We start from the raw sequence: 19981 nt of genomic DNA on the forward strand, positions 1-19981 counted from the left end.
TAAACCCGCGTTAAGCCGTTATTTTTCGTTAAGCTGAATTAAGTTTGGTGCTATCCATGCGGTGCGCCCGCCGACCGTGGCACTGCGGTGCAGTGCGGTGTGGCTGAGACAAAATGCACTGATACCGGAAAATTCCTGCGAATACCAGGCACCGCCGCGCATCAGTGCACGCTCTCCGTAATTACGCAGATAGATTTGATCACTTCGCGGCCTTTCTTCGTATGGGGCGAGCCCGTTCAGTTGCAGCAGATGCGGCGCGGGCAGATTATCCGTAGTTTCCATGCTGAAAAACGGACCGTCGAGCAATCCCGGCGGGTAGCTGTTATCTCCGGGATCGCCGTTATAACAGGTAATATTGCCGGACAGCAGTGGTGTGCCGCCGTTACCGGTCAGACAGGCGGACGGCGAATCATATTTTGCTGTTGCGTGAATCCCCGGCTCACAGTATTGTCCGCTCTGCATATTCACTGACTGCCATAACAGCGGCGCATCTGCCGGTAATACGCTGATATCATTATCCCGCACAAGCTGAATTTCGCCTGCCATCAGGCGGACGCCGGTTTGCCATTCCCACAGGTTTCCGCAAAGGTCGCTGATCCCGGTCAGTTGCTGATTATGATACCAGTCCGGATGGGAAGAACCGGTCAGTGTATTAGCTTCTCCGCTGAGATCACCGGCGGGTTTACCGTCAATCCGTACCGCATGTTGTTCCGGGTGACGCAGACTGCGGCCATAATCGGTATTACCGTCCGGAATAACATTCTGCTGATCAATACAATGCATCAGTGCTGCCCATTCCGCATTACTGCTGAGATGAAATCCCGGTCCGGTTTGCTGTGCCAGCAGGCGGAATTCCGGCAAATTCAGATGGCAGGCCGGTGCTTTTCCGGGCTGACTGATAAGCTCGCCGTCATACAGGCTGCCCGGGTAGCAGGCGTAGAAAAAGGCATCAATTATCTGTCCGTTCACACAAAATGCCGGATGCGGAGCCGAAAGGTCATCACGGCAAATCTGATACATAAAATTCGGCTGGCCTTTGGCGGAATAAATGACTGTCCGCCGCCCCAGACTTTCTTTCTCTGTTTTGGCCCGCAGTGCATCGGGTGAAAAAATCATTGTCATCAATATTATCCTTATCGTTATGATTCAGGGTGCAGTGATACCCAGTAACCCGGCTGCCACGGCACCGGCAGAAACTGCCGGTAAAAGGCGCGGAATACCGCATCAGCATCAATATCCGCAAACAATACCGGATGCAGCCAGGTTGCGAATTTCAGTACCGCAATAAAGCCGAAAGGACTGTCGTAGAAAGCGTGCCAGATGGCATAACATTCCCGCTGCTGTACGGCCGCGAGGGTTTTGAAAGCAGGGCGCTGCATCAGGATCGCAAGCTGTTTTTCCGCCACTGCAAGATCAGCCCCCGGGCCGAGCCCCACCCAGTCACCGCCGGGGTTATAGCTCTGCCATTGTCCGCCGGTGACAATCACCTTTTCCGGGCGGGTATGAATGATGGTTTCCTGGTTGATCGTCCCGTAGGTACCGTTAATATATTCAGCACCAATATTTTTCCCGCCCGCGCAGGTCAGAAATTCAGCCAGATTGCCGTTGCCGTAGGCATAACAGCATTCCGCACTGAATCCGGCCGCGCGCTCCAGTAAAACCGGTACCGGCCGGTAAGGTGCTGCGGCCAGACGGGAGGTTACGACGGAAAGGTGTGAGTGAATAAAGGCGATCATCTCAGCAGCTCTGTCCGGCACACCAAGGATTCCGCCCATAATGGCGATACTGCGTGGTGTGTTTTTCAGCGGGCTGATGCTCATATCCAGCACAGCAATCTGTATACCGGCACGTTCCAGGAGTGCCGTGATCCCGCCTGTTTCCATTGCGGAAAATGTGCCGGTTGTGACAAAAATAATGTCAGGATGCAGATCAACAATGGCTTCGCTGTTTGCCTGTGCCCCGGCCAGGGGAGAAAGATGCGGCAGGGCAGCAAGCGCCGGAAATGCCCGGCAGTATTGCTGGTAACTCAGTTCGTCCGCATGGCGGAATGCAGCAGGAATGGCCGCCAATTTTTCCGTCAGTTGTTTTCCGGCCAGTGAGGCACAGAGAAACATCAGAGAGGCATCCGCCACATAGATCCGCTGTGGTACAACGGAGCAGTCGATCCGGCGGCCGCGGATATCGGTAATAACCTGTTGTTCTGTTTTTCCCGGCGCGGCGGATAATCCGCCCGGCAGTGCCGCCAGGGCAGAAAATACCAGGCCGTGTTTCAGCAGACATCGTTTCAGCTGATCCATAGTGTCACCGGCCTCAGAAGAAATAGTTGAGAGTGGCAACAACCGTGCGGTCATTACCGATGCTGCAATAGGTTGAACTGGTGCAGCCCGCCACATAAGACGTATTGGTGATATTGCTGATGGTCACACCCAGCTCCATTCCGCTCAGTTGCGGTGTCAGCGCATCCATCTGGTAGCGCAGGCTGAGATCGCCCAGCCAGACGGCCGGTACGGTAAAGCTGTTGGTGTTATCCCCCTGAGTCGCACCGAGATAGCGGACACCGGCGCCGATCAGCGCGCCGTCAAGATAACGTCCGTGAAAACGGTAATCCGCCCAGAGTGAACCGCTGTGACGCGGTACCTGTACAGGGTGTTTGTTCAGCACAGAGCTGTCATCCGATTCAGTAATCACATTATCGGTAAAGGCATAACCGAGCATGACATTAAGTGACGGTGTCACGGCCATACGGCTTTCGAATTCAAGACCGCGTGAGCGGACTTTGCCGGTCTGATTATAGTAATCCGGGTTTTTCGGGTTATGAGTAGTGACATTTTTTTGGGTCAGCTCATACACCGCGAGACTTGCCATGATATCGCCGTTATCACTGAGGTATTTTATCCCGGCTTCTGTCTGGTCAGATTTTGTCGGCACAAATGCATTGCCGTCCGCATCGGTTCCCAATACCGGGTCAAAGCTGTCGGAGATGCTTATCCAGGGAGAGAAACCACTGTCGAAAGTGTAAGTCAGACCCGCGCGGTGACTGTAAGCAGAGGTATCACTTTTTTCTGTTGTCCCGCTGAGACGATTCGTGGTTTTCAGTGAGGAATCATCATAACGGCCGCTTAAAATCAGGCTCCATTGCTGCCAGCGTAAATGATCCTGCACATAAACGCCGTAGCGCCGGTAAGTTTGTCCGGTGGACGTGGATGATGTCATCTGCGGCGTAAACTGCGGGCGGTAGTGATCACCGTAAGGATCAAATGTCACCGTTTGAGAGCCTGACCAGTCTTTGTCGAGTTTTCCGGTCTGAAGATCAAAACCGGTCAGAATTTCATGAGATACAGGGCCGGTGACTGCTTTGTAAATCAGCTGGTTATCCGCCGCCAGGGTCCGGGCGCGGGACGGGGAATCCTGATACACCGCCGTCAGCAGGCGGTTATCCTGCACAAATCCGCGGGTAAAATCACGGCGGACACGGGATTTCACATCGGCATAACGGAGATTCTGTTTCAGCGTCAGCGAATCTGAAACCTGCCAGTTAACCAGTGACGTGACAGATTGCTGTGTGCGCCCCGATTTTTCATGATCCGGATTACTGTAGTTGCGATGTCTGTCCAAGGAGCCATACGAATTAGGCTGCAGACCGAGGGCTGCGGCGGGCAGGGTGTTGTAGTAACCGGTATAAGGATCATGCTGATAGACAGCGGCCACTGTCCAGTTCAGGTTATTCAGAGGACGCCAGGTGACTGAGGGGGCTATCAGATAGCGGGACTGTTTTGTATTTTCAATCTGTGAACCGGAAGAGGCCGCTGAACCGGTCATCCGGTAAAGCTAGGTTTCTTCCTCATTCAGTACGCCGGTGCTGTCAAACCGCAGTGCATTGTTATCATAATTGCCGCTCTGAAACTGAATCTGATGAGATTCCTCCGCCTGCGGCAGCCGGGACTGCATGTTGATCACGCCACCGGCACCGCCCTGACCATACAACGCAGATGAGGGGCCGTGAACGGCTTCAACACTTTCAAGCAGCCAGGAATCCACCTGAGCGCCCCAAATCCCGCTGTTACCCGCAACCCGCAGGCCGTCGAGATAATAATCCGCGTCAAAGCCGCGCATTTTGGAAAAATCAATACTGTTACCGAACCCCCCGAATTTTTCACTGGCCACCCCGGCGCTGTAGCGCAGCGCTTTACTGAGGGACTCGCCCGGCAGGGTATCAAGCTGATCACGGCGGATCACTGATACAAACTGCGGTGTTTCAGCCAGTGAGGCAGAGCCTTTTGTGGCCGCAGACTGACGGAGAGCACCATAACCGCGCGGTTCATAATGTTCATCATCCGCTGCCGTGACATAGACAACGTCTTCCGCTTCAGCATAAACAACCGGAACAGACAGAAATGAGACAGAGAAAACAGACGTAATAACAGATTGAATAACAACAGGGTAAGAACTCAGTAATCGGCGCATAGAGATTTTCTCAGTTGATCGGAACAGCTGAAGCATATACATCGACCGACCCCCAGTCAATAATGATGGTAATTATTTTCATTTGCATTTAAAAATTCAGGATGGAAGCGGCGGGAAATTTCGCTATAGTGGGGCGGATTCCATCACCCAACGGATCGGGAAATGACAAACAATACATTGAATAACACCGGCCAGCCGGCACAACGCGGTATCAAAATCTATCTGAGAAACGGGCTGTATTTCGTGCTGTTTTTAATCGCCGTACAGTTGCTGACTACCCTGACCGGTGGCGGCTTAACCGCGCTGGGCATTGAACCGCGTACCGTCAACGGGCTGTTCGGTATTTTCTTCGCACCCTTTATTCACAGCAGCTGGGGGCATTTGTTCAGCAATCTGCCGCCGCTGGTTATCCTCAGTGTGTTACTGATGATCCCGTCGGTGAAACATTATATTAAGGCATCTCTGTTTATTATTATCGTCGGCGGGTTGCTGGTCTGGTTATTCGGCCGGACGGCGGTGCATGTCGGGGCGAGCGGCTGGATCTTCGGGCTGTGGGCGCTTCTGATTTATCAGGGAATTTTCCGCCGTAAACCGCTGGATATTATTATCGGCATTGTGGTGCTGATTTATTACGGCGGCATGATCAGCGGACTGTTTCCGGGACAGCAGTTTGTCTCTGTTGAATCCCATCTGAGTGGCGCGGTGGCAGGTGTTTTATTCGGCTGGCTGCAATACCGTAAACGGAAACAGACAGCCGCACGGACATAAATGCGGAGAAACTCCGCATTTATTCACGGGTCATCAGCCGCGCAGGCGGGATGTTAATCCTTTCAGGAAATAACGCAGCAGCTGATCACCACAGTCACGGTAATTTTTATGATCCGGATTACGGAACAGGGCGCTGATTTCCGGTTTTGAGACCCGGAAGTCGGCACGCCGGAAAATATCTTCCATATCCGTATCCTTCAGTTCAAATGCGACGCGCATTTTTTTCAGGATAATATTATTGGTCAGGCGGGCATCCACCGCCGGTGCCGGGCGGCTTTCATCTTTGCCGCGGCGGAAAATAATCAGTCCGTTAAGAAAATGGCCGGTCACGTTATCATCACAAATCTGATAATCCGCATCGTCTTCTTTTTTCAGCCAGTCGCTCATCTGCTCTTTGGTGACAGTTAATCCGGCAAGTCCGGTGATTTCGGCCATTTTTGCATCACTCAGATCCAGCATATAGCGGACACTGCGCAGAACATAGTTATTCAGCATAAACAGGGGGTATCCATGGAGGGAATTATAAACCCTGCAATACTAGTGATTATCCGCCCGCATTTCAATGAAATCCGCTGGTTGGTAGTGGATTAATGCCGGTGATATAGTAGATCTTTCCGTTCAGCTATGAGGTTACTATGTCACTGTCCCGCACGTTTACCGCCACACTGCTTGCTGCTGCCTGTTCTGCTTATGCCGCCGGCCCGGCCGATCTGATGATAACGGACGGCACTGTGCTGACCATGAATCCGGACAATACGGTTTATGAGCACGGCACCGTGGTGGTCAGTGACGGCAAAATTGTGGCTGTCGGCGGACCGGAACTGACAACGAAGTATCAGGCAAAAAAAGTGCTGGATGTGAACGGCGATATCGTCATGCCGGGGCTGATAAATACCCATACTCACGGTTCCATGACGGTTTTCCGTTCCCTCGGGGATGATGTACCGGATCGCCTGCACCGCTATATTTTCCCGCTGGAAAACAAGCTGGTGTCCCGTGAGATGGTGCGCACCGGTGCCAATCTGGCCAATATCGAAATGATTAAAGGCGGTGTGACTACCTACGCCGATATGTATTATTTCGAGGATGAAGTGGCCAAAACCGTGGATAAAGCGGGTTTACGCGCCGTACTGGGTGAAACAATTATTAATTTCCCTGTCGCGGACGCACAGACACCGGAAGAAGGGATTGCCTATGCAGTGCGCTTTATCAAAGAATATAAAGATCATCCGCGTATCACACCGGCGTTTGCCCCGCATGCCCCGTATACCAACACCACTGAAAACTTACAGAAAATCGCAGCGCTGTCTGAAGAGCTGAATGTGCCGGTGATGATCCATCTGGCGGAAACCGATCGCGAAAAAGAAGAGATCGCCAAACGCACCGGCGGAAAAAGCCCGGTGCAGTATATGGCAGATATCGGCGTGCTGAATAAGCGCCTGCTGGCGGCACATGTGATTATGGCCGATGATAATGACCTGAATCTGCTGAAAAAATATGATGTCGGGGTGGCTCACAATATCAGTGCAAATACCAAATCGGCCAAAGGCGTGGCACCGGTCACGCAGATGCTGGAAAAAGGTATCCGTACCGGTCTCGGCACTGACGGACCGATGTCCTCTAATACACTGACGACCATGAATGAACTCAACCTGGTCGGTAAAATTCATAAACTGGAAACGCAAAACCGGGCAGCCATGCCGCCGCTGACTGTGGTTGAAATGGCGACCGTGGGATCAGCAAGGGCTCTCCATATGGATGATAAAATCGGATCACTGGAAACCGGCAAACTGGCGGATATCATCGTGGTCGATACCAAAGCCCCGAATATGGTACCGGTATACAGCCCGTATGCCGCCCTGGTCTACGGCGCAAACGGTGCCAATGTCCGCCATACCATTGTGGACGGCGTGATCCTGATGGAAGACTGGCAGTTACTGACCATCGATGAAAATGAAATTATTCAGGATGCACAGCGTTTTGCGGAGAAAGTCCGTGAAACTGTGCGCGCTTCAGGGGAAGAGGTGAAATGACAAAAAAACTTAAATGTGCGCTGATTTATGACTTTGACGGCACTCTGGCAGAAGGTGATTGTCCGGAGCACGGTCTGATGCCTGCACTGGGTATCAGTGATACTCAGGCATTCTGGCGGGAAGTGAAGCGGTTTGCCCGCGCCGATGACGGTGACGAAATTCTGTCCTATATGGGGTTACTGGCTGCGAAAGCCAATATCCGGCAGTCATCTGAATTGAGTGCTGAGAATCTGAAGAAGCACGGAAAAACCATTCCGCTGTTTCCCGGCGTCACCGAATGGTTTAACCGTATCAATGCCTGGGCGCATGAGCAGGGACTTGACCCGGAACACTACATTTTATCCAGCGGGCTGGACGGTATGATCCGCGGCACCGCAATCGGCCATGAATTCCGGGATATTTTTGCATGTAAATATCACTATTCCGCTGACGGAAAAACAGCGTTATGGCCTGCACAGGCCATCAATTACACCACCAAAACCCAGTTTTTATTCCGGATAAACAAAGGAATACATAACTCCTGGGATAACGTTGCGGTGAATCAGTTTATCGAGCAGGAAGAGCGGGAAGTGCAGTTCCGTCATATGATCTATTTCGGTGATGGTGATACGGATATTCCGGCCATGAAGATGGTGCGTTACCAGGGCGGTTTCTCGCTGGCGGTGTTTGACCAGAAAAAATGGGGCAATCCGGAGACACAACAGAAAGTCGGCAAGCTGATTGCGGAAGAGCGGGCAAACTATGTGGTACCCGCAAACTACGAGGAAGGCAGCCAGCTGGATGTGACCGTAAAAGGGCTGTTACAGCTGTTCCGGCGTAAGCGCTGAGTACAAAGTCTGCGGCCCGGTAAATCCGGCGCCGCAGGCAGTCAGCTTATTTAACCAGTTTCAGGCCGATAACCCCGGTCACTGTCAGAGTGATAAAAAACAGCCGCTGCAGAGAAAACGGCTCTTTAAACCAGAGCACACCGGTCACACACAAACCAATAGCCCCGATGGCTGTCCAGAGAATATAGGTCGTACCAAGCGGCAGCGTTTTCAGTGCCTGTGCCAGCAGGAAAATACTGATCAGGGCAGAGGCAACCGCCAGCACACTGGCCGTCAGTTTTGTCCAGCCATCGTTCAGCTTCAGCGAAATGCCCATCACAATCTCAAACAGTGATGCGGCAAGCAGATACACCCACGCCATTACTGATTTCCTGCCGGTGCAACAAGTGTGACACTGTCACGAATTGTATTCACACTAATCGCTTCTTTTACCGCCGGACGGGCAGATAATACCGTCAGCCACGCCATCACGGCAGGGAAAGCAGAGAGATCCAAATCCAGCTCATGCCAGGTGCGTAACCAGGAGAATGCCGCCATATCGGCAATTGTGTAAGTCTCTCCCGCCAGATAAGGCGATATCTGCAATTGTTTCTCCACAACACCGAGCAGACGCAGTGTTTCTTTACGGTAACGAGCCAGCGCTTCTTCATTACGGGTTTTTGACCCGTGCAGGAACCACCACAGCTGACCCATCATCGGGCCGATACCGCCAATCTGGAAATGCAGCCACTGCTGAACCTGACATTGTCCTTTCAGGGAATCAGGCTTAAACAGCGGATATTTATCAGAGAGCCGGGTAAGAATAGCACCTGATTCAAACAGCGTGATACCCGCCGCGTGATCAACAATGGCGGGGATTTTTCCGTTCGGATTAATCGCCAGAAATGCCGGCTGGTGCTGTTCACCGGCAGATAAATCAACAAAACGCCGCTCAAACGGAATACCTGCTTCGTGCAGGAACAGGGCGACTTTCAAGCCGTTCGGGGTATCAGCGGTGTAAAACGTGATATCCGGTTTTTTTGGTACAGTCATGGTGACTCCGTTTCAGATAAATATATAGTTGCAAATGCAATCGTTGTATTTGCAACTATAATCCTGTTTATCCGATAACACAAGCCACTGTCATTCCGCTGACTGTGCTTTTCCGGCCACCGCAGTAAACAACGCCGTCATACGGGTAATATCATCTTCACTGAACTGACTGAGGAAATCCGCTTTGATCACCGCCTGATACACCACCCACATTTCTTTTCTCAGCGCTCTGCCTTTTTCTGTAATAGTGGCAAAAGCGGCACGCCGGTCACTGTCAGAGCGGGAGCGGGTGACCAGGTCTTCTTTCTCCAGCCGGTCAATCAGCCGGGTCAGGTTATAGCGCTCAATAGCCAGTACATCTGCCAGTTCATTCATCCGCCGCGTGCCGTTTTCACCGCTTTCCAGCCCCCACAGCACATCATACCAGGCATAAACCGGCAGCCCGGCCTGTGACAATGCAGTTTCAATGTTGCGGATCAGCAGCCGGTGAGCACGGACAAACGCAAACCAGGGATCGGGCAGATTCGGGGTCATAAGGGGTTTCCTGTTAAAAGACATGATTGCAAATGCAATTATACAGACGGAATCAATATGCGGAGAATATTTTTACCCGGTTACCGTCCGGAACCTGTTAATTGGTGTACCATAACATCAGATATTATTCAGAATATGAAATCAGAATAAGAAATGTACGGAGAAAGTATGAAATACCAAAATGTGACCGACACGCCCGGTGAAAATTCCTATTTCCTCGTTTTTAATCTGACAGATACCCCGCAAACCCGGGAAAAGGTGGTTACTCTGTGTAATAACCTGTCCGGTATTCTGCGCAGCATCCGTAACCGCTTTCCGAAACTGGAAGTCAGTTGTGTGATGGGCTTCGGGGCGGATGCCTGGCAAAAACTGTTTCCGGATGCGGGCAAACCCCGCGAACTGAATACCTTTGAAGCGATTAAAGGACCGCGTTTTACCGCCGTATCCACCCCCGGTGATATCTTCTTTCATATCCGCGCCCTGAATGTATCCGCCTGTTACGAGCTGGGATCAATTATCAGCCGTGCTCTGAGCGGTGCAGTGACCTGTGAGGATGAAGTTCACGGCTTCCGTTATATGGACGGACGCGCGATTATCGGCTTTGTCGACGGGACAGAAAACCCGGAATTTGAGGATGAACGCAAAGAATATGCGGTTATCGGCGACGAAGATCCGGGATTTGCCGGCGGCAGTTATGCTTTTGTTCAGAAATATATTCACGATATGGATGCATGGCAGAACCTGAGCACCGAAGACCAGGAAAAAGTCATCGGCCGTCATAAATTCAACGATGTCGAACTGACGGATGAGCAGAAAATTCCGGGGTCTCATAATGTGGTGACCAATATTCAGGACGAAGAGGGTAATGACCTGAAAATTGTCCGCGCCAATATGCCGTTCTCCAATCCGGCCAAAAATGAGCACGGTACTTATTTTATCGGCTATGCCCGCTATTTCGCCACCACCCGGCGGATGCTGGAAAATATGTTCGCCGGGAAAGAAACCGGTGCGACCGATGAATTACTGAAATTCAGTACTGCCGTGACCGGCACACTGTTCTTTATTCCGTCTCCGGCCATGCTGGATGATGTTGAATAACTGACCTGATCCGGGGGATCACTCCCGGATCTGTTTTCTCGCCTGATATTCCCGCGTTTTTTATTGGTATTTCCCCGTTGTCTGCGGTAAAGTTTCCGGCTTTTTTCCGGCATGGCAAACAGCGGAGGCATTATGTTTATTGGTTTTGATTACGGAACATCCAACTGCTCAGTGGCAGTAATGAAAGAGGGCACTCCGGTGTTATTACCGCTGGAGGGGAATAATGTCTATATTCCGTCCACCCTGTGTGCACCGACACGCGAATCCGTATCCGAACACCTGTTCCGTCACCGTAATATTGCGCCGTCAGATAATACCGGCGAACAACTATTACGCCGTTCTGTTGCCTTTAACCGTGAGGAAGGGATTGAACTGGTGCCGGAAGATATTCTGTTCGGCCAGTCGGCGCTGGAACTCTATCTCAGTGATCCGCGTGATGTCTATTACGTCAAATCCCCGAAATCCTTTCTCGGTGCCTCCGGATTACATGATGTGCAAATCAGTTTCTTTGAGGATCTGGTCTGCGCCATGATGGCAAATATTAAGTCTCAGGCTGAGCTGTCCACACAGCAAATGATCACAGAAACCGTGATCGGCAGACCGGTTAACTTCCACGGACTGGGGGGTGAAAACGCGAATAAGCAGGCGGAAGCCATTCTTCTGCGGGCCGCAAAACGGGCCGGTTTTCAGGACGTGACCTTTCAGTTTGAACCGGTGGCTGCCGGGCTGGAATATGAATCCGTGCTGAATCATGATCAGACGGTGCTGGTGGTCGATATCGGCGGCGGTACCACGGACTGCTCGCTTATCCGCATGGGGCCGGGTTACCGGGGACAGGCAGATCGCACCGGCAGCCTGCTGGCACACAGCGGACAGCGGGTCGGCGGAAACGATCTGGATATTTATCTGGCCTTTAAACAACTGATGCCGCTGTTCGGTATGAAGAGCCGCGCGGCCTCCGGTATCGAAATGCCGCTGATGCAATTCTGGAACCCGATCGCCATTAATAACGTCGAAGCACAAAAAGAGTTCTATTCGCGTCAGAATCTCACGCTGTTACAGCAGCTGAAACGGGATGCGGCAGAACCGGAAAAACTGCAGCGTTTGCTGGACGTATATAACCAGAGCCTGGGTTACAGTATTGTCCGCCGGGCAGAAGAGGCAAAAATCGCGCTTTCCGCCTCACCGCAATACCGTGCGGCTATCCGCCTGCTCAGTGAAACACTGGAAACGGAGATCAGCGCGGCGGAGATGGAAGAATCCATCGCGTCCCCGAAAGATAAAATGATTTCCCTGGTGAATGATGCAGTGCAGCAGGGCGGCGCAACACCGGATGCTATTTTTATCACCGGCGGCTCAGGGCGTTCACCGGTATTATGCCGTGCCATTGAAGCTCAGCTGCCGGGAATTCCGGTCGTCAGAGGGAATGACTTCGGCTCGGTAACCGCCGGTCTGGCACGCTGGGGCGAAATTTGTTTTAAATAAACTTGCAACAGACCGGTCGGTCTATTAGAGTATCGCCATGAACAAACATACTGAACACGATACCCGCGAACATCTTCTGGCCACCGGCGAACGCCTGTGTCTTCAGCACGGCTTTACCGGCATGGGACTCAGCGAACTGCTGAAAACAGCCGGGGTGCCAAAGGGATCGTTTTATCATTATTTCCGCTCCAAGGAGTTATTCGGCGTTGTCATGCTGGAACGCTATTATGAAGATTACCTGGAGCGCCTGACCGGGCATTTTGAGCACGGGGCAGGGAATTACCGTGATCGGTTTCTCGCGTATTATGGTGATATTCTGAAAAATGCCTGTCAGCACAGCCATATTCAGGGCTGTCTGACGGTTAAATTATCTGCTGAAGTGTGTGATTTATCGGAAGATATGAATGCTGCAATGGATAAGGGCGTCAGTAAAGTGATCGCGCTGCTGGCGCAGAGCCTGGAAAACGGAAAGAAAGAGAAATCACTAACATTTGAGCGGGATGTACAGCACACCGCACAGGTACTTTATTCACTGTGGCTGGGGGCAAATCTGCAGGCAAAAATTTCCCGCAGTACCGCGCCGCTGGAAAGTGCGCTGGCCCATGTTGAAACACTGATTACCGCGCCTGAGTAACTATTTTATATACGTCACGACAGGCGTTTTTATTTATCTGAACACTAGTCGACTGGTCTAATCCGGAGATATTATGTCACAACATCCATCGTCACAGAAAAAGCTGTTTACCCCGCTGAAAGTGGGGGCGTTTACCGCACCTAACCGTGTATTTATGGCACCGCTGACCCGGCTGCGCAGTATCGAACCCGGTGATATTCCGACTCCGCTGATGGGCGAGTATTACCGCCAGCGTGCCGGTGCCGGGCTGATTATCTCGGAAGCCACCCAGATTTCCGCACAAGCCAAAGGCTATGCCGGTGCACCGGGGCTGCACAGCCCGGAACAGATTGCGGCCTGGAAAAAAATCACAGCCGGTGTGCATGACGCAGGCGGCCACATTGCTGTCCAGTTATGGCATACCGGGCGGATTTCCCATAACAGTATCCAGCCGGGACAACAGGCACCGGTAGCACCATCTGCTATCAGCGCCGGAACCCGGACGTCACTGCGTGATGAGAATGGCCACGCTATCCGTGTCGATACTTCCATGCCGCGCGCACTGGAAACCAGTGAGATCCCGGGGATTGTGAATGATTTCCGTCAGGCGGTTGCCAATGCGCGCGAGGCCGGTTTTGACATGGCAGAGCTGCATTCCGCTCACGGTTATCTGCTGCATCAGTTCTTATCGCCGGATGCCAACCATCGTACCGATCAGTACGGCGGCAGCCGTGAAAACCGCGCCCGTCTGGTGCTGGAAGTCGTGGATGCGGTGTGTGCGGAATGGGGGCCGGAGCATATCGGTATCCGTGTGTCACCGATCGGCTCATTCCAGAATATGAGCAACGGCCCGGATGAAGAAGCCGATGCTCTGTATCTGATTGAAGAACTGAATAAACGTAATATCGCGTATCTGCATATGTCTGAGCCGGACTGGGCAGGCGGCCAGCCGTACAGCGAAGATTTCCGCCGCAAGGTGCGTTCTCTGTTCCGTGGCGTGATCATCGGTGCCGGTGCCTATACTCCGGAAAAAGCCGAAGATCTGATTGAAAAAGGGCTGATTGATGCAGTGGCATTTGGCCGTGATTATATCGCCAATCCGGATCTGGCGGCACGTCTGGCGAAAAAAGTACCGCTGAACCCGCAGCGTCCGGAATCCTTCTACGGCGGTGGTGCCGAAGGCTATACCGATTATCCGTTTATGGCATAACAGACAATAACCCGGCAGCAAACCGCGCCGGGTTATTTTTTACGGCCGGATAATTGTATGTGCATACACTGTACTGTAGCCGTCCATCTCTATTTTGCGGAATTCCACATCGAAGACTTCATTTAATAATGAGGATTCCAGCAGTGCGGCGGATGAACCGAAATAGCGTAATTGTCCCTGTGATAACACAATAACCGATTCAAAATAGCGGAATACCATATCCAGTTCGTGCAGACACACTACCACCAGTTTCTCTTTTCCCTGAGCCGTTAAATCCTCAATCAGCTGCATGCGGTGTTTTATATCCAGCGCCGCCCCCGGTTCATCGGCAAATATCACCGGCGGGTCACACATCAGCGCCATTGCGGTAAGAACACGGCTTTTTTCCCCGCCCGATAATATATGCCAGTGTTTATCCAGTAACGGCTGTAATTCATATTTCCGGCAGGCGGATGCTTTTGCTGTTTTCGGATCAGATGCCCGCTCTGCGGCCAGCGAAATTAATTCATCTGTCCGCTGATCCCAGCAGGGATTAAAACTCTGCGGGATAAGACCGATTTTCCGCATCCGCGCAGCGCCTTTATAACGGCTGATATTTTTCCCGTCCAGTGTCACGGCACTGAATACCTCCGGGGTCAGCCCGGATAATGCTTTTATCAGCGTGGATTTACCGGAGCCGTTCGGGCCGATAAGCGCAATGCTGCCTCTGGCGGGTAAATGCAGGGAATCAACCGTCAGTATTGTTTTATCCTGTTTACGGACATTGAGGTTATTCACTGTGATCATGATTTTCTTACCCGTTTCGCCAGCAGATAAATAAAGAAAGGGCCGCCGATAAAGGCGGTGATCAACCCGAGCGGTATTTCCCCCGGCGGTAACAGGCTGCGCGATAATGCATCGGAAAACATCACCAGTGCCGCACCAATTACCGCAGAGGCGGGCAGAACATATTTATGGCGGGCACCGGTCTGCCAGCGGGCAATATGCGGGGCAATCAGTCCGATAAAGCCGACAACACCGCCGAGTGACACGGCAATCGCCACAATGGCTGATCCGGCAATTAAGGCCAGCACGGTAAACCGTTCAACCGATAAGCCGAAACTCATTGCCATTGTTCTGTCCAGTCCCATTAAATCCAGCCCGTCAGATAGCAGATAAACGGATAACAAAACTGACGCGAGGGTTAATATCAGGCTGATAATCAAACCGTCACCGGACGGCGTTTGTATTCCGCCCAAAATCCAGCTTAATACCACCTGGAGGCTGGTACTTTCATCGGATAATGCCATCATCATAAAGGAACGGGCGGCATTTAACACCGCACTGACAGCCACCCCGGTTAATAACAGCGTGGCGGTATCCAGTGACCCGGCAATCCGCGAGACGGATAACACAATAAATATCGCCGCCAGTGCGCCGCTGAACGCAAATAACGGCAGTGATACCGCCAGCGGTAATCCGAGCGGGACCAGTAATGCAATGGTTCCGCCGATCGCCGCACCGCCGGAAGATCCTAATAACCAGGGTTCTGCCAGCGGATTACGGAATATCCCCTGAAAAATGGCGCCGCTTAATCCCAGTAATGCGCCGGTAAATCCGGCGGTAATCACACGCGGTAAACGCCATTCCGTTAATAAGCGGGATGTCAGGTCATCACTGTAAAACAAGGCGCTGAGCACTTTCAGCGGACTTTCCCAGGTGTGCCCCGCACAGGCTGAAAAAATAAATGCAGCGAAGAGGATGAATAACAGGCTGACAATTTTCACTGTTTCAGACTCCATTTTTCAAATATGTCAGACATATATTCAATACCGTCAATAATCCGGGGGCCGGGAATAAGCACATAGGCACTTTTTACCGGATAAATATCGTTGTTTTTTACCGCTTTCATTTGTGACCAGCCGGGAAGTGCCAGTAAATTACGGATTTTATCTCCGGTGATGGTGTACAGAATAATATCCGGGTCGGCTGCGATGATGGCTTCCGGTGATACCTGTTTCAGCGCCGGTCCGGCCTGTTTATATTCCTCCAGCGCCAGCGTTCCGCCCGCTTTTAAAACAGAATCTGCGGTATATCCGGGGGTTTTCTTATATGCCTGCGGCCGGGCAACCAGTAATAACCCGTTACTGACCTGACCGGTGATCATAATAACCCTTGGTGCCCGGTAACCGGGCGGTTTTTGCTGAACAGTGTGCAGCCGCTGCTCCATTTCTGCCGCCACCTGTTCACCTTTTTCCGTTGTTTTGGTGACCTGCGCCACCAAACGGATATTACGGATAATCTCCTCAATACTGTTTCCCTCCAGCACCAGTACAGGAATACCGAATTTACGCAGCGGTATTAATAATTGATGTGTCGCCTGGCGGGCAGGGGTCATAATGACCAGATCCGGTTTCTGTTCAATGATCCGTTCAAGGGAAAAACCGAGACGGCCGCCGATTAATGGTTTATTTTTGATTTCATCCGGGAAATAAGTATAGGCATCAATACCGGCGATATTGTCAGCTAATCCGAGGATGGCCACAATTTCGGTATTTGATGAAAAGATAGTCACAATACGCTGCGGTTTTTCGTTCAGTGTGACCGGCGCAGATAATTGCGCCATCATACTGAAAGCAGGCAGAGCATGGCACAGGGCCATGCTCAGAGTGATAATAATAATCAGGACTTTCATTGTTGCCGGTTAAAAACGGTATGTCATACCGGCAATAAATGACCGGCCGGGCATAGAGGTTCCCAGACTGCCGTTGGATTTTGACGGCAGCATAATATACGGATCCTCATCCAGGGCAAAAAAGACCGGATGCTCGTTTTTATCCAGAATATTGTCTATCCGTCCGTACAGCGTCAGCGACTGGCTGATATCCACATCCGCCTGAAGATTCCAGACCATAAACGGCGCTTTGCGCATGACATATGAGGAATAAGGGCGAACCTCCGGAATAATGCCTTCTTCGGTTTTATACCACATCGGCCCGCGCAAAATACCCTGCAACTGAAGGCTCCACGGATAACGGGCATTGGTAAAATAGAGCTCGTTAATAAATGCAGCCTGGTACTGATACATGCGCTGAACTTTATTACTGTTATTGGTTGCGGTTATTTTGGCGCCTTTATCTTCCATATCGAAATTCCAGCTGCCGTTTAAACGCATGACCCAATCCCAGTCTGTCTGCCAGTCAAATACACGGTTAACCGTGGCACGGCTGTTAATTTCCAGTCCGCGTACCACAATATCATCGTCGCTGTTGGCATACTGATAAACATTCGGCGCCAGAACGTTGGTCTGTATTCTGTTCTGAATGGTATTCTGAAACAGGGCAATATCCACGGAATTCAGAGAATCACCGAGTGTCGCGCCCACTTCAAACTGACGGTTACTTTCCGCTTTCAGGGAACTGTTTCCCAGATATTGCGTGCCGGATAGCGTAATATAATCCGCGCCCAGCTGTGTGGCGGTCGGTGCACGGTAACCGGTGGCGACAGAGGATTTCAGGTTCAGCCAGTCATTGACCTGATAGTTGGTGCCGAGACTCCAGGTTAACTGATTATAGGAGGCACTGCCGGTGAACTGATTATCCAGGTTAGGGGTTTTATCAAAATTGGTTTTACCGTAGGTATAACGCATCCCGCCGCGGATTATCCAGCTGTCATCAAATAAACTCTGCCGGTCATCGAAATAAACGGCATACTGATTTTCAGTCTGGTTATTATCATATGGCGCCGATTGTTTCAGCGGGTTACCGCTGACACTGACCTGATTACGTTCTGAACGCAAACGGCTGTATTCATAATCAACGCCTAATAACAGATCATTCTGTTCATGGAGTTTTATTACCGGCTGGAATTTTACGCCGTAAATATCCAGCTGACGACGGTTATGATCACTGCGGGTTTTCGCTGTCAGCGGTGATGCCCAGCGGAAATTATCCACATCCTGCACAAAATAGGCATGGCTGTTCATTCTGAAAATACTGTCGTCGGTGCCGTTTTTCCAGACCACATCCGCCGAGCGGTTATAACGGGTATCTTTGGCGTAAATATTCCCGGTTGAACCACGGAAACCGCCGTCATAAATACCGTCTGTCCGCAAAGAAACATCGAGCAGGTTACTTTCGTTAATCTGCCAGCCTAAATTACCGCTTAAACCAAAACGTTCCCAGTTGGTATTTTCCTGTTTGCTGCCGCCTTTCCCGGAATGGTAGTCATCACGGCGACCGGCTTCAAACCCGACATAGCCGTAAATATCGCCGTCATCATTCTGAAAACCATAGCCGCCGTAAGTCTGTGCCAGTCCCCATGAGCCGGTTTCCGCTGAAATTTTTCCGCCTTCGTCGGTTAATCCGTTTTTCAGGAAAATATTAATCACGCCGCCCATTGCCTGAGAGCCGTAAATAACCGAAGAAGGGCCCCGGATAACTTCAATCCGGCTGACATCTTTCGGTGATAATTTGGATAAGTTCGCGGTTCCCGCACGACGGCCGTTAACCAGGACCAGCACCTGACCGGCAAAATCTTTTCCCTGACCATCCGTTGCGGCGCCGCGGATATTAATGGATGTCTGCCCGGGACTCCACTCACTGAAGAAACCGACACTGTTTTGTGCCAGTAATTCGGTCAAACTTTCCGCCCGTGAGCGTTCAATCTGATCACTGTCAATAACCTGCGTGGTGACGGTGGATTTTCGCTGTTGTTCTTCACGGCCTGACGCGGTGACAATTAACGTATCACCGCTTTCTGTATCCTGTTTTACGGTATTTTCCGCTCCGGCGGATAATTGTGAATATGACAGGATCAGTGAAACCAGCGCCAGTTTCCTGCTGTTTATTTTCATTTTTTAAAACTCATTTTTATATAATGCCTGACCAAGACACCGGTTATATCCGGTGTATTCCCTGAAATAATTTTTCTGACACAAATAACATCAAGTGTTAATGAGATCCGTTTTCATCTTAAGAAAACAGGGCAGGCTAAGTCACTAAAAAATATGACTAATCGTCTGAAACGGGAAAGTGGTCAAGATAATTGAAAACAAACCGTTACAATCACGCGTGGAGATAATAAGAAAGGTGAGCAGATGTTGAAAATATGCTGCATTGTTAAAAACCCGGCGGCACCGGAACGATACCGCCGGATAGGGCTACAATAAGCGGATGCGGTGCCGGAAGCGATCAATAAACTGCTGATTCCAGTCATCGCCGCCGGTGGCATTGCCGCTTTTCCAGATTGGCGGTTCGATGCCTTGCTGTGCCAGCAGATTTACCGTTTCGGTTATCAGGGCATTCAGAAGAAAAGCATTGGCAAAGGTGGACATCGCCGCTACCTGCTGAGTTATCCCCGGGATCTGCATAACCGCATCACCGACCTGAACCTGTGAATCCAGCACCAGGTCAGCGATATCACACAGGTTCTGTCCCGAAGGGTGGCGCGCGGGGTGATCTGCCGGTGTTTCCCCGGCGTGGGCAACCGACGTTACTGCTATCACCGTCACCCCGCGCTTTTTCGCTTCAAGGGCAATATCAATGACAGAGGCATTAATACCATACGCATTGATAAGCACCATTACTTCACTGGGCTGCACCGGGTTGTTATTCATCACAATCCTGCCGAAGCCCGGCAGCCGTTCGACCGCCATTGAGCGCAGTGCGCCGTTTGTCAGCAGCGTACCTTCATCAAGGATCGGATTAATATGCATCAACCCCCCTGCGCGGAAAAAAACTTCCTGGGGGCCGAGGTTGGAATGTCCGCCGGATGCCGCAACGTGGATCAGATTATCCCGTGTTATCTGCTCTGCCAGCAGGGCGGCAGCCCACGGCAACGTATCACGGTTACTGTCCAGCACGGTATGCAGATGTGCGGTAATTTTGCTGAGATATTCCGCGGATAATGCCAGCGGATCAGTTGTTATATTTATCAT

At 51.4% G+C, this 19981-nt stretch carries 20 protein-coding genes; 7 read left to right on the top strand and 13 right to left on the bottom strand.

The window, feature by feature from the left end:
- Window positions 1–18: 18 nt before the first annotated feature.
- Genes R5268_RS04420 through R5268_RS04435 form a run of 4 tightly spaced genes read right to left on the bottom strand, consistent with a single transcriptional unit; the run spans window position 19 to window position 4464 of the window.
- Complete coding sequence (locus R5268_RS04420) at window positions 19–1122, bottom strand: hypothetical protein (RefSeq protein ID WP_218454031.1); 1104 nt, start codon at window positions 1120–1122, stop codon at window positions 19–21.
- 17 nt (window positions 1123–1139) lie between these two features.
- Entirely contained in the window at window positions 1140–2297 is a 1158-nt protein-coding gene (locus R5268_RS04425; protein WP_218454030.1) for an ABC transporter substrate-binding protein, read from the bottom strand.
- Window positions 2298–2310: 13 nt separating this feature from the next.
- Window positions 2311–3819 carry a TonB-dependent siderophore receptor gene (locus tag R5268_RS04430; protein ID WP_317418808.1) on the bottom strand — a complete coding sequence of 503 codons (1509 nt, stop codon included), beginning with the start codon at window positions 3817–3819 and terminating at the stop codon, window positions 2311–2313.
- Window positions 3820–3828: 9 nt separating this feature from the next.
- On the bottom strand, window positions 3829–4464 hold the full coding sequence (locus tag R5268_RS04435) for a TonB-dependent receptor plug domain-containing protein (protein WP_317418809.1): 636 nt from the start codon (window positions 4462–4464) through the stop codon (window positions 3829–3831).
- A gap of 162 nt (window positions 4465–4626) precedes the next feature.
- On the opposite strand from R5268_RS04435, the gene R5268_RS04440 reads away from it, so the two are divergent.
- Window positions 4627–5232, top strand: a complete 606-nt coding sequence (locus tag R5268_RS04440) for a rhomboid family intramembrane serine protease (protein WP_218454028.1) — start codon at window positions 4627–4629, stop codon at window positions 5230–5232.
- Between the two features lie 33 nt (window positions 5233–5265).
- Here R5268_RS04440 and R5268_RS04445 read toward each other — a convergent pair whose 3' ends face one another.
- Complete coding sequence (locus tag R5268_RS04445; protein WP_107679143.1) at window positions 5266–5727, bottom strand: DUF1456 family protein; 462 nt, start codon at window positions 5725–5727, stop codon at window positions 5266–5268.
- Between the two features lie 140 nt (window positions 5728–5867).
- Between R5268_RS04445 and R5268_RS04450 the strand changes: the two genes are divergently transcribed.
- Complete coding sequence (locus R5268_RS04450) at window positions 5868–7265, top strand: amidohydrolase (protein ID WP_317418810.1); 1398 nt, start codon at window positions 5868–5870, stop codon at window positions 7263–7265.
- Complete coding sequence (locus R5268_RS04455) at window positions 7262–8092, top strand: HAD family hydrolase (RefSeq protein WP_107679141.1); 831 nt, start codon at window positions 7262–7264, stop codon at window positions 8090–8092. Before R5268_RS04450 ends, R5268_RS04455 begins: the two co-directional genes overlap by 4 nt.
- 46 nt (window positions 8093–8138) lie before the next feature.
- Here the strand turns inward: R5268_RS04455 and R5268_RS04460 are convergent, their stop codons facing one another.
- From R5268_RS04460 to R5268_RS04470, 3 genes are all read right to left on the bottom strand, one after another.
- Window positions 8139–8453 carry a DMT family transporter gene (locus tag R5268_RS04460; protein WP_107679140.1) on the bottom strand — a complete coding sequence of 105 codons (315 nt, stop codon included), beginning with the start codon at window positions 8451–8453 and terminating at the stop codon, window positions 8139–8141.
- Window positions 8453–9124, bottom strand: a complete 672-nt coding sequence (locus tag R5268_RS04465; protein WP_107679139.1) for a glutathione S-transferase family protein — start codon at window positions 9122–9124, stop codon at window positions 8453–8455. The genes R5268_RS04460 and R5268_RS04465 overlap by 1 nt, the downstream gene beginning before the upstream one ends.
- Window positions 9125–9214: 90 nt before the next feature.
- Window positions 9215–9658: a MarR family winged helix-turn-helix transcriptional regulator gene (locus R5268_RS04470; RefSeq protein WP_218454024.1), complete on the bottom strand. Its 444-nt coding sequence runs from the start codon at window positions 9656–9658 to the stop codon at window positions 9215–9217.
- A gap of 168 nt (window positions 9659–9826) precedes the next feature.
- Here R5268_RS04470 and R5268_RS04475 point away from each other — a divergent pair, with 168 nt between their 5' ends.
- The 4 genes from R5268_RS04475 (at window position 9827) to R5268_RS04490 (ending at window position 14064) form a co-directional block, all read left to right on the top strand.
- Window positions 9827–10756, top strand: coding sequence for a Dyp-type peroxidase (locus tag R5268_RS04475; protein WP_052927833.1), 930 nt, complete (start codon window positions 9827–9829; stop codon window positions 10754–10756).
- 132 nt (window positions 10757–10888) lie between these two features.
- Window positions 10889–12241 (top strand): molecular chaperone, encoded by a 1353-nt coding sequence (gene yegD / locus R5268_RS04480; protein WP_317418811.1) that lies wholly within the window; start codon window positions 10889–10891, stop codon window positions 12239–12241.
- 37 nt (window positions 12242–12278) lie between these two features.
- Entirely contained in the window at window positions 12279–12875 is a 597-nt protein-coding gene (locus R5268_RS04485) for a TetR/AcrR family transcriptional regulator (protein ID WP_317418812.1), read from the top strand.
- Window positions 12876–12948: 73 nt separating this feature from the next.
- Complete coding sequence (locus R5268_RS04490; protein WP_046892118.1) at window positions 12949–14064, top strand: alkene reductase; 1116 nt, start codon at window positions 12949–12951, stop codon at window positions 14062–14064.
- A gap of 39 nt (window positions 14065–14103) precedes the next feature.
- On the opposite strand, the gene R5268_RS04495 is transcribed toward R5268_RS04490, so the two are convergent.
- From R5268_RS04495 to R5268_RS04515, 5 genes are all read right to left on the bottom strand, one after another.
- Window positions 14104–14850, bottom strand: a complete 747-nt coding sequence (locus R5268_RS04495; protein WP_046892119.1) for an ABC transporter ATP-binding protein — start codon at window positions 14848–14850, stop codon at window positions 14104–14106.
- Complete coding sequence (locus tag R5268_RS04500) at window positions 14847–15830, bottom strand: iron ABC transporter permease (protein WP_317418813.1); 984 nt, start codon at window positions 15828–15830, stop codon at window positions 14847–14849. Before R5268_RS04500 ends, R5268_RS04495 begins: the two co-directional genes overlap by 4 nt.
- A complete protein-coding gene (locus R5268_RS04505; protein WP_112550214.1) occupies window positions 15827–16738 on the bottom strand; it encodes an ABC transporter substrate-binding protein in 912 nt (303 codons plus the stop codon). The genes R5268_RS04500 and R5268_RS04505 overlap by 4 nt, the downstream gene beginning before the upstream one ends.
- A gap of 9 nt (window positions 16739–16747) precedes the next feature.
- On the bottom strand, window positions 16748–18898 hold the full coding sequence (locus R5268_RS04510; protein ID WP_317418814.1) for a TonB-dependent receptor: 2151 nt from the start codon (window positions 18896–18898) through the stop codon (window positions 16748–16750).
- A gap of 306 nt (window positions 18899–19204) precedes the next feature.
- A complete protein-coding gene (locus R5268_RS04515) occupies window positions 19205–19981 on the bottom strand; it encodes an SIS domain-containing protein (RefSeq protein WP_317418815.1) in 777 nt (258 codons plus the stop codon).

It is taken from the genome of Morganella sp. BCCO 40_0007, from assembly GCF_032989665.1.
Classification (GTDB): domain Bacteria; phylum Pseudomonadota; class Gammaproteobacteria; order Enterobacterales; family Enterobacteriaceae; genus Morganella; species Morganella sibonii.

Excerpts from the sequence above, each read along its gene's own strand:
- R5268_RS04455 (WP_107679141.1), top strand. The coding sequence starts at position 7,262 with ATGACAAAAAAACTTAAATGTGCGCTGATTTATGACTTTGACGGCACT.
- R5268_RS04495 (WP_046892119.1), bottom strand. The coding sequence starts at position 14,850 with ATGATCACAGTGAATAACCTCAATGTCCGTAAACAGGATAAAACAATA.
- R5268_RS04485 (WP_317418812.1), top strand. The coding sequence starts at position 12,279 with ATGAACAAACATACTGAACACGATACCCGCGAACATCTTCTGGCCACC.
- R5268_RS04425 (WP_218454030.1), bottom strand. The coding sequence starts at position 2,297 with ATGGATCAGCTGAAACGATGTCTGCTGAAACACGGCCTGGTATTTTCT.
- R5268_RS04505 (WP_112550214.1), bottom strand. The coding sequence starts at position 16,738 with ATGAAAGTCCTGATTATTATTATCACTCTGAGCATGGCCCTGTGCCAT.
- R5268_RS04475 (WP_052927833.1), top strand. The coding sequence starts at position 9,827 with ATGAAATACCAAAATGTGACCGACACGCCCGGTGAAAATTCCTATTTC.
- R5268_RS04435 (WP_317418809.1), bottom strand. The coding sequence starts at position 4,464 with ATGCGCCGATTACTGAGTTCTTACCCTGTTGTTATTCAATCTGTTATT.
- yegD (WP_317418811.1), top strand. The coding sequence starts at position 10,889 with ATGTTTATTGGTTTTGATTACGGAACATCCAACTGCTCAGTGGCAGTA.
- R5268_RS04430 (WP_317418808.1), bottom strand. The coding sequence starts at position 3,819 with ATGACCGGTTCAGCGGCCTCTTCCGGTTCACAGATTGAAAATACAAAA.
- R5268_RS04450 (WP_317418810.1), top strand. The coding sequence starts at position 5,868 with ATGTCACTGTCCCGCACGTTTACCGCCACACTGCTTGCTGCTGCCTGT.
- R5268_RS04515 (WP_317418815.1), bottom strand. The coding sequence starts at position 19,981 with ATGATAAATATAACAACTGATCCGCTGGCATTATCCGCGGAATATCTC.
- R5268_RS04510 (WP_317418814.1), bottom strand. The coding sequence starts at position 18,898 with ATGAAAATAAACAGCAGGAAACTGGCGCTGGTTTCACTGATCCTGTCA.
- R5268_RS04460 (WP_107679140.1), bottom strand. The coding sequence starts at position 8,453 with ATGGCGTGGGTGTATCTGCTTGCCGCATCACTGTTTGAGATTGTGATG.
- R5268_RS04445 (WP_107679143.1), bottom strand. The coding sequence starts at position 5,727 with ATGCTGAATAACTATGTTCTGCGCAGTGTCCGCTATATGCTGGATCTG.
- R5268_RS04490 (WP_046892118.1), top strand. The coding sequence starts at position 12,949 with ATGTCACAACATCCATCGTCACAGAAAAAGCTGTTTACCCCGCTGAAA.
- R5268_RS04470 (WP_218454024.1), bottom strand. The coding sequence starts at position 9,658 with ATGACCCCGAATCTGCCCGATCCCTGGTTTGCGTTTGTCCGTGCTCAC.
- R5268_RS04420 (WP_218454031.1), bottom strand. The coding sequence starts at position 1,122 with ATGACAATGATTTTTTCACCCGATGCACTGCGGGCCAAAACAGAGAAA.
- R5268_RS04465 (WP_107679139.1), bottom strand. The coding sequence starts at position 9,124 with ATGACTGTACCAAAAAAACCGGATATCACGTTTTACACCGCTGATACC.
- R5268_RS04440 (WP_218454028.1), top strand. The coding sequence starts at position 4,627 with ATGACAAACAATACATTGAATAACACCGGCCAGCCGGCACAACGCGGT.